The following is a 13,789-nucleotide window of genomic DNA, read 5'->3' as shown; positions in this document are numbered from 1 at the left end:
TTCTGAGCGTGTCAGATCATGCTGAAGTAGTTGCGATAGAAACCAGGAATGCTCCACTCCATCTCGGACAGCGGTCCCGGCACGAAATGGTGGGAGTTCACACCTTCCTGATTGTGACGGATGATCCGCTCATCATCGAGCGACGTGACATGCCAGAGCCATGTCAACGCATTCTTGTCGTAGTCACGACCCTCTCGAGCATCGCCGCGCACATACCAGACGATCTGAATATCCGTTTCCTGCAGAGCGCGCGGAACGAACCGGTAGCCAACCATGTGATCTGCATAAACAAGGAAGTAGTTCAAAGTCCCGATCCCCAGATCGGTGGCACCGCCGTCGTGACCCTTTAGCTCTCCAAGAGCGGGAGCCAAAGGCGTACCATCCTTGCTGCCCGTCAAATACCCGGGAAACAGCGGGTAGCGCCGCCAATAGACATCTGCACCCGGCGCGAACGCGTTTTCTCCGGTCAGGTCCAATTCCTCCAAGGGAACTCCGACTTCGTCCATCCGCTCGTGAAGAGCGCCACTGAACTCAAGAACTTGAGCAGGATCTTTCAACGAGTGACTGCGCGAATAGTCCTGATGAGACGGGGCGCAGTGATAGCACTCCAGATAGTTTTCCAAGGCCAGTTTCCAGTTCGCGGGAACCGGATACGAGGCTTCATGAGCGACCTTCAGATTTTCAAAGTCAAACGGCTTTGAAAGTGGGGCGAGTCGCTCCAACGCGGCATCCAGAGGTGGTGCATTCGCGGCTGCACAGGCGAATATCAGACCTTGGTATATCTTCACCTGAACCGGGAACAACCCATACTGGCCCGGATCAAAACCCGATCCCATTGATCGACCGTTCCGCAGTTTGCCGTTCAAGTCGAAAGTCCACGCGTGATACGGACATATGAAGTTGCGGGCTTTGCCTTTCCGTTCGATGCAAACCCGCGATCCACGATGGCGGCATACGTTCAGATGCCCGCGCACTTCGCCCTCACGATCCCGAACGACAATGATGGACTCGGGTCCATAGTCGAACAGGAAATAATCACCCGGCTCAGGGACCTGGCTAACATGGCCGACCCAGATCCAGTTTCGGTTCCAGAACGCACTGATATCGTTCTCGTATACGGCTTGAGACGTGTAGAAGTGACGAGGCAAGACGAATCCTTCACGTTGCGAGCCCACCAAGTCGCGCATAACTTGCAAATCATCTTGTGGCATGGCGCACCTCAAACAAGTTCAAGGGAAACGAGTTCCCGACGGAAAAATTCGCGGTCAATTTCGCCCGCCTCGCGTTCGAAATTCCGAGCAGCCATGTGGCCCGAATAAACTGCGTCCGCGATCAAGCCGGGGTTGGCAGCATCCCCGATCAATTCCAACGTAGTCAGCGGGTTGTTGGCCAAGCTGCGCAGCTCATCGTAGAGGTTGGTTTCGCGCGCGCGCTGCGTCACCAACACAAATGAACCACAGTCTTTGGTCTGTTCTCGCCCCGTGTACGCACATCGCACGGTCGCCTGCCCCGGCGCCACGTTGTCCAGTGTATGAGACAGGACCAGTTGGACGCCGCCCTCCAGAAGACTGCGTTGTACCCGTGTTTGTTCCAGCGTCAGTTCAGTAAACGGCGAAACCATTGAAGCCGGGGTTACAAAGACGACCTCATGTCCAGCCCGAGCCAGATGATCCGCCAACACACCACCGAGATATGCCTGTTCATCATCGTAGACCAAAACCGGACCGCTCCCCGGCAGTGTCCCTGACATGATGTCATCCGGCGTAAATACCTGAGCGCCGGCGCTTATTGATACGCCATGAAATCCAGATTTCCCGCGCCCGTCTCGTCGCCATTTTGCGCCAGTTGCAACAAAGACGTTCGGAATACCCAGCTCGACAACCTCGGTTGCTGACAACAGGCTGTCGGTGAACAGTTGAACGTTCCCTCTTTGCCTAAGGTCATAAATCCTGTGATCGGTGACGCGTTTCCAAGCGGATAGCCCGGTCAGACCAGACTCCTGCAAGACACGGCCGCCAAGCTCTTGCTTGGCTTCCGCCAGAGTTACCTCGTATCCCCGCCGCGCCAATTGCATGGCGCATTCAAGTCCGGCTGGTCCGCTGCCCACAACGAGCGCAGTTTTCTCTTTCCCCCGACGCTCAATGAACTCTGGATGCCATCTCCGCCGCCACTCTTCGCCCATGGTCGGGTTTTGTGTGCAGCGTATGGGGACACCGAGAGAGTCGGATGAAACACAGATATTGCATCCGATGCACTCACGGATTTCTTCGATGCGACCTTCCTTGATTTTGTTGGGCAGAAACGGATCAGCGATGGATGGCCGCGCCGCGCCGATAAAATCAAGGATGCCTTTCCTGACCAGTGACGCCATCAAATCCGGCGAGGTAAGACGCCCGACGCCAACAACAGGTTTGGAAGTCACCTGTTTCACGAATTCGATATATGAGGTTTGAAAGCCGTCGCGGGGCTCGAACCGGGTCGTTGCAGAGTCGTTGCTCCAATCTGCCACGTTAACATCCCAAAGGTCTGGAAGCTCGGCCAGCAACTCGACTACAGCACGGCCTTCTTCCTGCGCTTGCATGCCGTCTGCCCCGAGCATTTCGTCAACCGCAAATCGCAGGGCAATTGCGCAATCGTCTCCAACCTCTTCCTTGGTTTCTTCAAGAAGCTCGCGGGTTAGCCGCACCCGGTTCTCCAATGAACCTCCATATTCATCCGTTCGATCATTGAACTGTGGCAGCAGGAAATGATGAGGCAAGGTCATGTGATGCCCGGCATATACATACACGATGTCGAACCCGGCTTCGCGCGAGCGGCGAGCCGCTGCGCGATGCCACTTTCGAAATTCGCGAATGTCCGCTTTATCCATCGCCCTGGCTTGCTTGGGATAAGCAGTTTGCAAGGCAAGTTCTGAAGGCGCCAGCAAAGGGGCCCGGCTCAGATGATTTTGCGCATGGTGACCGTTATGCGCCAATTCAATAGCCGCCAAAGACCCCTTTCCATGCACCGCCTCGGTCATCAGGCGCAGCGCCGGGATATCCCGCTCATCCCAAAGTCGGTTTTCGGCAAACGGGGACAGGTCGGAAGTCGGGTGAATTTCCGTCTCCTGGTTGGAGACGACGGCCCAACCACCCTCGGCCTTCATTGCCCGCATGGCGGCCTCGGCCTGCGGTCGCAAGTGCCCCATGCCGTTGCAGTGGGGCACTTGATAGAACCGGTTTCGGGCTGTCACTGGCCCAATTTGAACCGGTTCAAAGAGTACAGAATATCCGTCAGCGCCTGACATTGCCGCGCTTCCTCCAAGAAAATCGGAAATAGTTTCGTGGGAATGGAAGGGTTACTACGTCCCCACCATTCCCGGCTGTGTTGTAAGAGCGCCCTCAGAAACCCGCTTTGATGCGCTCGAATTCCTTCAACATCTTGGCCTCCAACTCAGGGTTAACGGCGTCGAAGAACAGGCTGCCTTCAAAGAAGCTGTCCACATCCGAGAACCCGTAAGTTTCGATCAACTCCGGGTCTGCCTGTGCAAAAGCGTCTTCATTGGCGTGGGCGTAGCCCCAGCTTTCAATGATGTACTTCCCACTTGCTGCGGAGCTGAGCGCGTTCAGCATGTCATAGACCTGCTCATCCGACTGCTTCGCAGATTTCAGATGTACATACCCGCAGACCCAGGTCGCGATGCCTTTGTCCACATCACGCATCATGACTGCTGGGGTTTCGTTCCAGATCAGGTTCAGTTCCGATTGGTTCCATCCCCAACCCAGCGTGACCTCACCGCTGGCAATTGCCTGATCCAGCTGGCCGGCATCAGACCAATAAAAACGCACGTTCGGATGAACCGCGCGCAGATAGTCCGCCGCTTTTTGGAATTCCTCGTCACTCATATCGGTATAGCTGGACGCTCCGGTCGCCAAGGCTGCCATTGCAAAGGCACTGGAAGCGGCGTCCGGAATGGCGACTTTGCCCTGATAGGCGGGATCTGCAAGCAATTGCAGCGAAACATCATCCGCCGAAATCATATCGGTGCGATAGATCAGGCCAGTGTTGCCCCACTCAAACGGCACCATGTAGGTCTGCCCATCGATCGTGATGCCATCGACCTCTTTGATCTTGGGCATCAACTTGTCCCAATTCTCCAGCTTGCTGGTGTCGATTGGCTTGATCAAATCTGCCGCCACCCATTTCCTCAGGGCATCTGTGCAGGGGTGAGCCAAATCGGCTTCAAACCCGGATTGAAGCTTGGTGAACGCTTCTTCCACGCTGCCAAAATAGGTGTAGCTGGGCGCCCCACCGTACTTTGCGACATAATCGCCGTAGAAACCCTGATCCTCATATCCGGACCAGTCAAAAACGGTCAGGTCAGCGGCGTTCGCCAGAGCTTGGCCCGCGGTAAAGGTGGCAACTACTGCTGCCGTAAGTGATGCTGTTTTAATCATTGTTCTCCTCCCAAAGATTCACGTTTACCCAAGTCAATCACCGAGGCGCTTTGAACGCCAAGCCAGACGGTATCGCCGCGCGTGTGATCGACCGTGTGAAAGTAGTTTGGTACTGCGACGGCGATGCTGTCTTTCAGACCGTCGACGCGCACATAGTAGTGGACACTCTCACCATAAAAGGCGACGTCCGAAACCTCTCCCTTAACAAGAGCATCGTAGCCATCCGGCTTTTCCGAGCTGATTTCCAGTTGCTCAGGTCGAACCCCGACAAGAAGTTCCTTGTCATGCACCTGGACGTTGGGGTTCACCCCGATTTCCATCTTCCCAAAGCCGTTGACGTTGACTTCGAGCGTTTCAGAATTCTCCGAAGTCACTTCGGCATCCAGAAAGTTCATTCCACCGATGAAAGACGCCACTTCCCGGTTGCAGGGTTGGGAATAAAGGACCTCTGGCTTATCCACCTGCTTGAGCTGCCCGGCGAACATGACGCCGATGCGGTCGGACATGGTCATCGCCTCGTACTGGTCATGCGTGACCATGACGAAAGTAATTCCAAGCTTCTGTTGAAGGCGTCGCATTTCCAACTGCATCGCTTCGCGCAGGTTTTTGTCCAACGCAGATAACGGTTCATCCAATAGCAATACCTTGGGCCGCATAACGAGTGCCCGGGCGAGTGCCACACGTTGCCGCTGACCTCCCGACAATTCGTTGGCTTTTCGGTCCTGCAGGCCGCCAAGCTCGACCATTTCAAGCGCCTCGGCAACACGCTTTTTGATTTCCCTCCGAGACAGCTTTGTCTTGCGCAATCCGAAGCCAACATTGTCGCCAACGTTCAGGTGCGGAAAGATCGCATAGCTTTGGAACACCATATTGGTGGGACGCTTGTTGGCAGGCACCTCTCCCATTGTTCGACCATCGATCCGGATCTCGCCTTCTTCGTGATCCTGAAAACCCGCGATGATGCGCAATGCCGTTGTCTTGCCGCAGCCCGAAGGGCCAAGCAACGAAAAGAACTCACCTTCTTTCAAGGTCAGGTTCAGATCAGACACAGCCACAAAGGAACCAAAGCGTTTTTCTACGCCCCGAATTTCGATGATGTTCTGTTCGCTCATCTTACTTGTTTCCTTTGGCTTCAATCTGAGGACTGGATGGATCGGCGGCGGAAATATTCAGCAATCAACAGCAGCAGAACGGACGACAGCAAAAGCAGTGACCCAAGCGCCAACGTGTTGGGCAGTTTTGCCGGGAAGCGGATCTGGCTCCAGATATAGACCGGCAGTGTTGGGCTGTTTCCGGATAGGAAAAAGGCCAAGACGAACTCGTCAAACGACACTGTGAAGGTGACCAATAGGCTGGCAATGATACCCGGCGCGACGATTGGCAGGGTAACACGTCGAAACGTTCCAACAACGCTTTCACCAAGATCGAACGCGGCCTCCTCCAAAGACTGGTCGAAATCGTCAAACGCAGACTTCATAATCGACACGGAAAAGGGCAGCGCCACAAACACATGCCCAAGGATCACGGTGGTCAGCGATGGTTTCAGCCCGATGCTGATAAACAGAACCAGCATTGAACTGGCAACGATGATGCCGGGAATGACCAGTGGAAGCATGACCAGTCCCTCGGACAACTCACGCCCAGTGAAGCGATAACGGACATAGGCGCGAGCTGCAAAGAGACCCAGAGAAGTTGCCATCACGGCGGTCACGCTGCCGACGATCAGCGAATTCACCATGGCTTGCAACAGCGTGTCTTGCTGACCCAACTGCGCGTACCATTTCAACGTGAAACCTTTGAGCGGGAACGCAACGATGGTTCCGTCATTGAACGAAAACAGCGGCAACAGCAAAACCGGCAGATAGAGAAACACCAGGTAGGCAATCGCGTAAACCAGCAACCATGAGATGCGAAATACCCTGGTCATCTGATCCTCCGACCCAATGCGGTGACGATCACCACGAACAGGATCGCAACGCAGCCGACCGAAAGCATGGCGAGAAGAGACAGGGTTGCACCCAACGGCCAATTATTGGCGGCGCCAAACTGCACCTGGATCAAGTTCGCGACCATTTTTCCCTGCGATCCACCGACCAAGGCCGGAGTGACGTAATCGCCGACGGTTGGGATGAAAATGATCAGGCAGGCCGCGATGATCCCCGGCACCGTCAGGGGCAGCGTCACACGTACAAAGCGCTCAAACTTACTGCAGCCAAGGTCTGTTGCGGCCTCCAAAAGGCTGCGGTCAATCTTTTGCAGCGATACATAGATCGGCAGGATGGCAAAAGGTGCCCAGGCGTGGGCGAGCGTAAGGACCACAGCAAACTCATTGTAGAGCAGGAATGTCAGTGGTTCTTGTATCAAACCCAATGAAATCAGTGCCGAGTTCAACACCCCGTTGAAACCAAGAATGAGTTTCCAACTGAACACGCGCAGAAGGTAGCTGCTCCAAAAAGGAATAGTGATCAACAACAGCCAGAGGGTCTTTTTTTGCGTACGAAAAGCAATGAAGTAGGCAATCGGATAGGCCAGACAAACCGTTGCCAATGTCACCGCGCCCGCAATTGCAACCGAACGGATCATTAGGTGTCGAACCAAGGGGTCAGTAAACGCCTCTTGGTAATTCGCCCAAGTAAATGTCCGGTCAATCTGGACATATGTCTGGGTCCAAAAACTGTAGGCGACAAGAATACAAAGCGGTACGGCTACAAGCAGCCCCACGTAGAGCGTCGCAGGCGCGCTAAGTGCCAGGCCCCTGCCCGTCTCACTTCGTAGTGCTCCTGCCATGCTTCCCTGCTGAATGTCGTTTTCGATGCTGTGACAACAGTCGATCACAAAATGGACAATCGTCCATTTAAATCTGGGATTTTTGCACTAGTTGTGTCAACTGATTATTTCGACATAGAGGCTGGCCAACTTCGCATCGGCCACTAGACGCCACCGCAAGAGACTGAAAACAAATAGAGCCGCCTAATCATATGACCGGAAGACGACAAGAAATACGCGAACGAAATCGCCTTTCTCTGATCGAGGCCGTACTCGACTCGGTGGCAGAGAAAGGGATTTCCGAGACCTCAGTCAGCGAAATCATTCAACGCGCCAAGCTGTCCCGCGGCATGATTCATCTTCATTTTGGTGGCAAGGACAACTTGGTCGACGAAGCCGCCCGCTATTCATCCGAACAATACTACAATGGCATTTATGAGTTGTTGGAAGCGACCGGGCAAACCGGACAGGAACATATTGAAATGATTGTTCGGGGTGACTTGAGTGAAACCATCCTCAACAAGAAAAACGTCTCCATTTGGTACGCATTTCGAGGCGAGGCCCGAAACAGATCAGCAATCGCTGCGTTTTCAGATACCCGCGACGCCAAGCTTCGAAACTTGGTTTTCAACGCTTTCGCTCGAATTGCAAAAGAAACTGGCTCGGAACACCCTAACCAAGTTGCCAGGGACGCCACGCACGGCACACTCGCAATGCTCGAAGGCATGTGGACTGATTATCTACTCCACCCGGATTCATTTGACCGCGACGAAGCAATGAGAATTGTTTTCCGATTTCTGCGTGCAATGTTCCCAAAGCACTTTGACCTGAATGGCGCAGTGTTGTCTGAGTAGAGATCGCGAAAGGTTTCCTGTCTGGCCAGCGCCCAGATGGACGATCCTATCTTTCAGTCAACATCGTGGAAGCAGAGTTCATACTAAATAAATTCAATTGAACAGGATGCATGGAGGTGTAGGCGGATGAGCACCGGTCTCCACATTGTCCGTGGCACTGCCCTTTTTTGGCCATGCAACGTTGAGGCCGCTCGGCGAGAGCGGCCTTGCGGATACGCTTGAAATTCACTCGTGTGTAGAGATGACGCTCCTGCTTGAAATTGCTGCAGAGTGATGAATGGACGGCGAAGGATTTAGGTAAACACTGCACGCTTCGGATAAACGGCCGCAGTCTCCATATCGCGCTTTCTCTGATCAAGGTAGAGCGGCACAGCCCACGGTACCACCCACAGAAACCCGTGGCGAAAAAATCAGTGGAGAAAGGCGGGAGTGAGTGGCGGCGCTGTCAGGCGCATTCGAACCAGTCTCAGTTTACCTCGGCAACCACGAACCTATCCGGAACAAGGTTGACTCTCCTCGCTTGAACCAGCGGGGCGGATCAGCCTGAAGGTCCCCGGGCTGGGTCATTGACCACACTCTCTGACGTGGAGATGGGGTCAACCAAATGCGGTGTGCCGCATAACTCAGGCGGCACTCAGGCTGAATTGGAGTATCTCAAGGCCATGTAACGCCGGACAAAGTCTCCAAAAACATAATGAGATCAGCGATCTCCTGCTCGGACAAGCTCAGTTCTGAGAGTATGGCCTCACCGTCGGCATGCAGCCTTTCGGTATCAAGCTCGCTGTAGTGCCGGACCACCGCGTCCAAGTCGATCAAACTGCCGTCGTGCATATAGGGCGGAGTTTCAGCCACACCCCGCAAACTTGGCGTACGAAAGGTCCCAAAATCAGAATGACGCCTATGCACACTGCGAACCGCCCACGCACCTTGCTTGGCGGGATCGTCGTTCCATTCCCCGTCCAGTGTGTAGACGCTTGAAAATAGGAAGTTCAACCCGCCGAACCGTCCTTCATCGACTTCGGTTTCGCTTAGGAAGTAAGGCACACCGGCGTCGTGAAATTCATTGTTGGAAAATGCCGGGCCATTGTGGCAAAGGGCACATTTCCCGCGCCCCAGAAAGAGCTTTAGACCTCTCTGAGCAGCTTCGGGATAGTTCGCAGCCGCCAACAGATCTCCGCGTTCCAGCGCATCGCGGAAACTGTCAAATTGTGTCCGCTCGGTTCTAAGCGTCTCCAAATAGGCTGATAGAGACTTGGCCGTGTTGACCAGGACCAACTCCGGGTCTTGACTTCGGATATTGCCGAAAATGGACTCAAAATCAGCAACATAAGAACTCTCGGAAATTGCCGCCTTTAGACTTTCGCTGCTGTGAGCCATCTCTTGTTCTTCGATGATCGGATGCAGACTTGCTGCCCAGAGACTATCGCTCTTGCCACCCCAACCGTACCAGCGCAGACTCGCAAGGTTTCTCAGGGATGGGGTGTTCCGATCCAACCTGACACGGCCGAGCGCCCGCGCCTCGGATGTTGTAAATGCCTGTTCGGGGTCGTGACAACTCGCACAAGAAAAAGCGCCGTCTACCGACAGCACCGGATCGTTGAACAAAGCCGCGCCGAGCAAAATAGCTCTTGAGTCACCTGAAACGCGATTGCTGGGGTCTGGCTTGTATGTTGGCGGCCACGGCCCGAAGGAAAGCGTTTGCTGTATTTCCTCTTCGGACAATAGAATTTCTGAGTGTACAGCAACCGGAAGCGCCATTAGCGCGGTTAAAGCCCAGAACTTCATTTGAGCGTAATCTCTGACGTGTAGGACAGCGATCGCCCTCCGATATGAACGTCAGCCTGCAGCTCCCAGAGTCCCGGCATGTGAAACAGCAAATCATCGACCCGGAACATTCCATCGCCCAATGCCGAAACTTCGGGAACGTAATTCAAACCGTGCTGATGAGCGGGCATGATTGCATCAACACGCACCTCATGTGCTGTTGCTTCATTGCAGACTGAAATCAGAACGGAAAACGGTTGGGCCAACGGAATTTCGCTGACAGCCAAATAAACCGCAGGCGCATCTGGGGCTTCCGACCCCATGCGTTGCCCCACAGCGTCACAAGCAATTGCTGCGCCCGATGAAGCAAGAAGCCATATAACCCAGCGGATCATTCTGATGCCAGCAAACGTTCAGCGTTGGCATAGGCGATGTTGTCTGCGATCCGTTCCGGCAGCAGATCCAGCCATTCACGCGAAAAATATGCGTGCGGGCCAACGTAGTACCAACGTTCCGGCGCAAATGTGTCCGTGCCAACCATGAACCGATCGGGATGCGCCTCGAACGCGGCCTTCCAATCCGGGTCTAAACGGCCGCGTGAAACCATATCCGACCGAAAAGCCAAGTCCGCCCAAAGCCTGGGATAAGTGTCCAAAGCGTCAGACACGCTGGCCGGGTCGTCAAAGCCAGAATGCGCCCACAAAACCCGCGCCTCTGGCCAAGTCTCGAAGATCAGGTCAACTGCCTCTCGATCACCGTGGTGGTGTAGAATGAGGTTCCGCTCTTTGGCCAGTGCAATCATACGCTGGATGACCGGCGTTTTGATATCTTCGCCGTAAGCGTGAAACTCGCCGATAGCTTCGTAGTCGTTTTTGGCCAGGTTTTCTTCCAGATAATCAATTACAGTTTCATCGTGCATCCAGGTGTTGATTTCACCGCGACGACGGTACGGGCGCAACGCTGGAACGACGATGTCCGGTGCCGCGTCCAACAACAGCTGAGTGCCATTGTCGTCCGAGCTGGAAACTAGCGCTTTCCGCACGCCCGCATCCCGAAGGATTTTAGCCACCTGTTCTGGTGGCACCAGTTCGACGGCGTCGTGGCTGTAATGAATATGCGTGTCGAAGATGGGGCGCTCTTGTGCGATGGCGGCACTGCAAAACAGCGCAGCGCCCAAAATGAAGATACGTTTCAGCACCTCAAGCCTCCTATCTATCAATCAGTCCTTGGCAAGCGTCACGTCGAAATTCACATGCAAGAAAGGTTCATGGATCTTACCAGAAAGCTCCATGCCATCAGGAAATTCAGAAGCCGGGCGTTCAACATATGTCATCACCAGATCGTCGCGCACGCCAAACACCGTGTCTTCATCCAGATAGGGATCATCGTCGGGAAATATCTCGGTCACCAAAGTGCGATAACCGGGAGCTTTGACGATGTAATGCAGGTGCGACGGTCGCCAGGGATGGCGACCACAGGCTCGCAGAATGTCTCCGACTGGCCCATCAGATGGCACCGTGTATTCCACTGGTTTGACCGTGGTGAAAGCGTAACGGCCATCTGAGCCGACCGTCATCAAGCCATGAAAAGAGTAGATATCCTGTTCCTCATCCTGACTGGCGTAGAGCCCGTTTGGTGCGGTTTGCCAGATGTCGAGCTCGGCACCCGCAATCGGATTGCCCTTTGTATCCCGGACCACGCCTTCAGCAAGAAGGACCGGCCCGCCGTAGTGACGTTTCATATCGCCACCGATCGGCAGCGGGGGTGCGCCTGAGACGTGAAACGGCCCCAACACAGACGAACTGGTCGCGTCAGGGCTGGAATGCAGCATGTCAACCAATGACGACAGGCCCAACACGTCCGAGGCTAGCACGAATTCATGCCTATCCTCGGTTTCCACCGCGGCGCAGCCTTCCAGAAACGCAATCCCAGCGCGCCACTCGTCATGCGTCAGGTTGGTTTCCCGTGCGAAATCGTGCAGGTGTTTGACCAGAGAGCCCATGATCTCGCGCATTCGTGGATCTGAGTCTTTGGACAGGTACCCCATGAAGACGTCAGTGATATTGTCTTTGGTGACAGAGCGCATCTTGGCCTCCTTAAATCAGGGCAAGGCTGAGGATCGGGAACTCGATCAGAATGAACAGAACGATCAGCATCACGAACGCAAAGGGAAGTGCGCCCATGAACACGTCTTTGAGTGATATGCGGTCGTCGTTGATCGTGGATTTTATGACAAAGCAGGATATGCCTAAAGGCGGTGTCAAAAGCCCGATTTCGGCTCCGACCACGGTGATAATGCCGAACCAGATCAGCGACATATCCAGCGCCTCGGCCATAGGTAGGAACAACGGAACAACGATAAGAATGATCGACGCCGTGTCGAGCAGCGTTCCCAGGAACAGCATCAGAAGAACATAAAGCAGCATGATCGACCAAAAGGACGCGGAATTCCCTGCAAGCAAGTCCTGAAGTTGATTGGGCAACCCCGCCAGTCCCAGCATTCGACTGTATATTGAAGCCGCCGTAATCAGGAACAGGATCGCCGCCGTGATGTGCCCGGTTTCCAGCAACGCGTCCCAGAATGCGCGCGGAGACATAGACTTGCGGGCAACCGCGATGATTAGCGCGACAAAAGCTCCGGCGGCTCCTGCTTCTACTGCCGTCAACCAACCCGTGTAGATACCACCAAGCACGATGGTAATGATGAACAGTGTCGGCAGTGTCTTGGAGGCGATCTCGCGTCCTGACATCCACTCGGTGTCTTCAACAACACGACCACCGACGAAAGCTGGGGTGAAGCGCCCCATGACCCAAATCGCGCCGACATAAGCGATTGCCAGCATAATCCCTGGAATGACCCCCGCCAGGAACATGTCACCAACGGATTGTTCGGCCACGAAGGAATAGATGATCAGCATTGCCGACGGCGGGATGATCATCCCCAAGACCGAAGACCCAGCTACAACCCCAACCGCAAAACGTGGATTATATGCCTGCGCCATCATCTGCGGGACCGAGACTTTGGTGAACACTGATGCGGACGCAATGGACGACCCGGTAACGGCCGCAAACACGGCATTTGCTCCGACGGTCGCCATTCCGATACCGCCTTTGACCTTGCGAAATCGCATGGTCATGACCTCGTAAATATCCCTGCCTAGTCCCGCTTTTGAAACGATGAGCCCCATAAAGGTAAACAAAGGGATTGTCGCGAAACTATACTCCATCGCGCTATCGCCAACCGCCACTTTCAACAGGTTGAGCGCAAGCGTGAAGTTGTCCCGCATCAGCCAGATCGACACGAACGAGACCACGCCCAGAGCGATAGGAATGTAAACGCCCGCGTAAATCAGAAAGACGATGGCGATGACCGAGATCAGGCCAATCTCGATCGGGGTCATTCTGCAGCCTCGTCATGCTCTGGGGTGCGGACAAGTTGCGGGCGGTCCTGCGCCGTGACGACCTTGAGCAGGAAGATCACGCAGGCAAGCGCAGTACCGCACGCGATGACCAGTTTGACCGGCCACCAAGGCAATGTGAAAAGACCGGGCACTCCGAAGTAGTCCTGTGTTTCCCACATGTGAAGAAATTCTGGAAAGGTTACATAAGCGATCAAGGCCATGAAGATTGCCGAAATGGCGTTGATGATGCGCCTCAGGTTGGCTGTCAGACCGGGGCGACGATGGTGTAGCAGGTTCAAAAACCCGTCCGAGCGCGTCAATCGATCCACTCTGACAACGTCGGCCAGCTGCAGGAACACGATCATCACGACCGAGAATTGCACCATCTCGTAGGTTCCGCGCAGTGGGGCCGAAAAAAGGCCCCGCGCAATGACGTCAACATTCAGAATGACCACCAACGCCAGGACGACAAGCGTACCCAATGCGTTGGCGGCGATAGCAAGCGAATTGGCGACCCGCGACAGGACGGTAACTGCGGTCTTCAGCATGTCTGGCCCCTTTCTCGGGT

General features: G+C 54.6%; 13 protein-coding genes. 1 reads left to right on the top strand and 12 read right to left on the bottom strand.

What is annotated here, in order from left to right; translation table 11 throughout:
- Positions 1–11: 11 nt before the first annotated feature.
- The 6 genes from ACR0DA_RS03345 to ACR0DA_RS03320 form a co-directional block, all read right to left on the bottom strand.
- A complete protein-coding gene (locus ACR0DA_RS03345; protein WP_480752953.1) occupies positions 12–1,211 on the bottom strand; it encodes an aromatic ring-hydroxylating oxygenase subunit alpha in 1,200 nt (399 codons plus the stop codon).
- An 8-nt stretch (positions 1,212–1,219) separates the two neighbouring features.
- Positions 1,220–3,286 (bottom strand): oxidoreductase, encoded by a 2,067-nt coding sequence (locus ACR0DA_RS03340; RefSeq protein WP_480752951.1) that lies wholly within the window; start codon positions 3,284–3,286, stop codon positions 1,220–1,222.
- Positions 3,287–3,380: 94 nt separating this feature from the next.
- On the bottom strand, positions 3,381–4,436 hold the full coding sequence (locus ACR0DA_RS03335) for an ABC transporter substrate-binding protein (protein WP_480752950.1): 1,056 nt from the start codon (positions 4,434–4,436) through the stop codon (positions 3,381–3,383).
- Entirely contained in the window at positions 4,433–5,548 is a 1,116-nt protein-coding gene (locus tag ACR0DA_RS03330) for an ABC transporter ATP-binding protein (RefSeq protein WP_480752949.1), read from the bottom strand. Before ACR0DA_RS03330 ends, ACR0DA_RS03335 begins: the two co-directional genes overlap by 4 nt.
- A 20-nt stretch (positions 5,549–5,568) precedes the next feature.
- Positions 5,569–6,363 carry an ABC transporter permease gene (locus ACR0DA_RS03325; protein ID WP_170339925.1) on the bottom strand — a complete coding sequence of 265 codons (795 nt, stop codon included), beginning with the start codon at positions 6,361–6,363 and terminating at the stop codon, positions 5,569–5,571.
- Positions 6,360–7,223, bottom strand: a complete 864-nt coding sequence (locus tag ACR0DA_RS03320; RefSeq protein WP_480752947.1) for an ABC transporter permease — start codon at positions 7,221–7,223, stop codon at positions 6,360–6,362. Before ACR0DA_RS03320 ends, ACR0DA_RS03325 begins: the two co-directional genes overlap by 4 nt.
- 191 nt (positions 7,224–7,414) lie before the next feature.
- Here ACR0DA_RS03320 and ACR0DA_RS03315 point away from each other — a divergent pair, with 191 nt between their 5' ends.
- A complete protein-coding gene (locus tag ACR0DA_RS03315) occupies positions 7,415–8,056 on the top strand; it encodes a TetR family transcriptional regulator C-terminal domain-containing protein (RefSeq protein ID WP_480752945.1) in 642 nt (213 codons plus the stop codon).
- A gap of 654 nt (positions 8,057–8,710) precedes the next feature.
- Here ACR0DA_RS03315 and ACR0DA_RS03310 read toward each other — a convergent pair.
- Genes ACR0DA_RS03310 through ACR0DA_RS03285 form a run of 6 tightly spaced genes read right to left on the bottom strand, consistent with a single transcriptional unit; the run spans position 8,711 to position 13,769 of the window.
- Complete coding sequence (locus tag ACR0DA_RS03310) at positions 8,711–9,841, bottom strand: cytochrome-c peroxidase (protein WP_480752943.1); 1,131 nt, start codon at positions 9,839–9,841, stop codon at positions 8,711–8,713.
- On the bottom strand, positions 9,838–10,215 hold the full coding sequence (locus ACR0DA_RS03305) for a hypothetical protein (protein ID WP_170598279.1): 378 nt from the start codon (positions 10,213–10,215) through the stop codon (positions 9,838–9,840). The genes ACR0DA_RS03310 and ACR0DA_RS03305 overlap by 4 nt, the downstream gene beginning before the upstream one ends.
- Positions 10,212–11,018 carry an amidohydrolase family protein gene (locus ACR0DA_RS03300; protein ID WP_480752941.1) on the bottom strand — a complete coding sequence of 269 codons (807 nt, stop codon included), beginning with the start codon at positions 11,016–11,018 and terminating at the stop codon, positions 10,212–10,214. The genes ACR0DA_RS03305 and ACR0DA_RS03300 overlap by 4 nt, the downstream gene beginning before the upstream one ends.
- A 21-nt stretch (positions 11,019–11,039) precedes the next feature.
- On the bottom strand, positions 11,040–11,906 hold the full coding sequence (locus tag ACR0DA_RS03295) for a dioxygenase family protein (protein WP_170366815.1): 867 nt from the start codon (positions 11,904–11,906) through the stop codon (positions 11,040–11,042).
- Between the two features lie 10 nt (positions 11,907–11,916).
- Positions 11,917–13,221, bottom strand: coding sequence for a TRAP transporter large permease (locus ACR0DA_RS03290; RefSeq protein ID WP_170339327.1), 1,305 nt, complete (start codon positions 13,219–13,221; stop codon positions 11,917–11,919).
- Entirely contained in the window at positions 13,218–13,769 is a 552-nt protein-coding gene (locus tag ACR0DA_RS03285) for a TRAP transporter small permease subunit (RefSeq protein ID WP_170339329.1), read from the bottom strand. Before ACR0DA_RS03285 ends, ACR0DA_RS03290 begins: the two co-directional genes overlap by 4 nt.
- Between the last annotated feature and the right edge of the window lie 20 nt (positions 13,770–13,789).

Source organism: Ruegeria sp. CI8 (genome assembly GCF_056536865.1).
This window is presented reverse-complemented; position numbering and strand designations above follow the sequence as displayed.

Bases quoted from the DNA above. Each gene is read 5' to 3' on its own strand.
- ACR0DA_RS03345 (WP_480752953.1), bottom strand. From the start codon at position 1,211: ATGCCACAAGATGATTTGCAAGTTATGCGCGACTTGGTGGGCTCGCAA.
- ACR0DA_RS03340 (WP_480752951.1), bottom strand. From the start codon at position 3,286: ATGTCAGGCGCTGACGGATATTCTGTACTCTTTGAACCGGTTCAAATT.
- ACR0DA_RS03335 (WP_480752950.1), bottom strand. From the start codon at position 4,436: ATGATTAAAACAGCATCACTTACGGCAGCAGTAGTTGCCACCTTTACC.
- ACR0DA_RS03330 (WP_480752949.1), bottom strand. From the start codon at position 5,548: ATGAGCGAACAGAACATCATCGAAATTCGGGGCGTAGAAAAACGCTTT.
- ACR0DA_RS03325 (WP_170339925.1), bottom strand. From the start codon at position 6,363: ATGACCAGGGTATTTCGCATCTCATGGTTGCTGGTTTACGCGATTGCC.
- ACR0DA_RS03320 (WP_480752947.1), bottom strand. From the start codon at position 7,223: ATGGCAGGAGCACTACGAAGTGAGACGGGCAGGGGCCTGGCACTTAGC.
- ACR0DA_RS03315 (WP_480752945.1), top strand. From the start codon at position 7,415: ATGACCGGAAGACGACAAGAAATACGCGAACGAAATCGCCTTTCTCTG.
- ACR0DA_RS03310 (WP_480752943.1), bottom strand. From the start codon at position 9,841: ATGAAGTTCTGGGCTTTAACCGCGCTAATGGCGCTTCCGGTTGCTGTA.
- ACR0DA_RS03305 (WP_170598279.1), bottom strand. From the start codon at position 10,215: ATGATCCGCTGGGTTATATGGCTTCTTGCTTCATCGGGCGCAGCAATT.
- ACR0DA_RS03295 (WP_170366815.1), bottom strand. From the start codon at position 11,906: ATGCGCTCTGTCACCAAAGACAATATCACTGACGTCTTCATGGGGTAC.
- ACR0DA_RS03290 (WP_170339327.1), bottom strand. From the start codon at position 13,221: ATGACCCCGATCGAGATTGGCCTGATCTCGGTCATCGCCATCGTCTTT.
- ACR0DA_RS03285 (WP_170339329.1), bottom strand. From the start codon at position 13,769: ATGCTGAAGACCGCAGTTACCGTCCTGTCGCGGGTCGCCAATTCGCTT.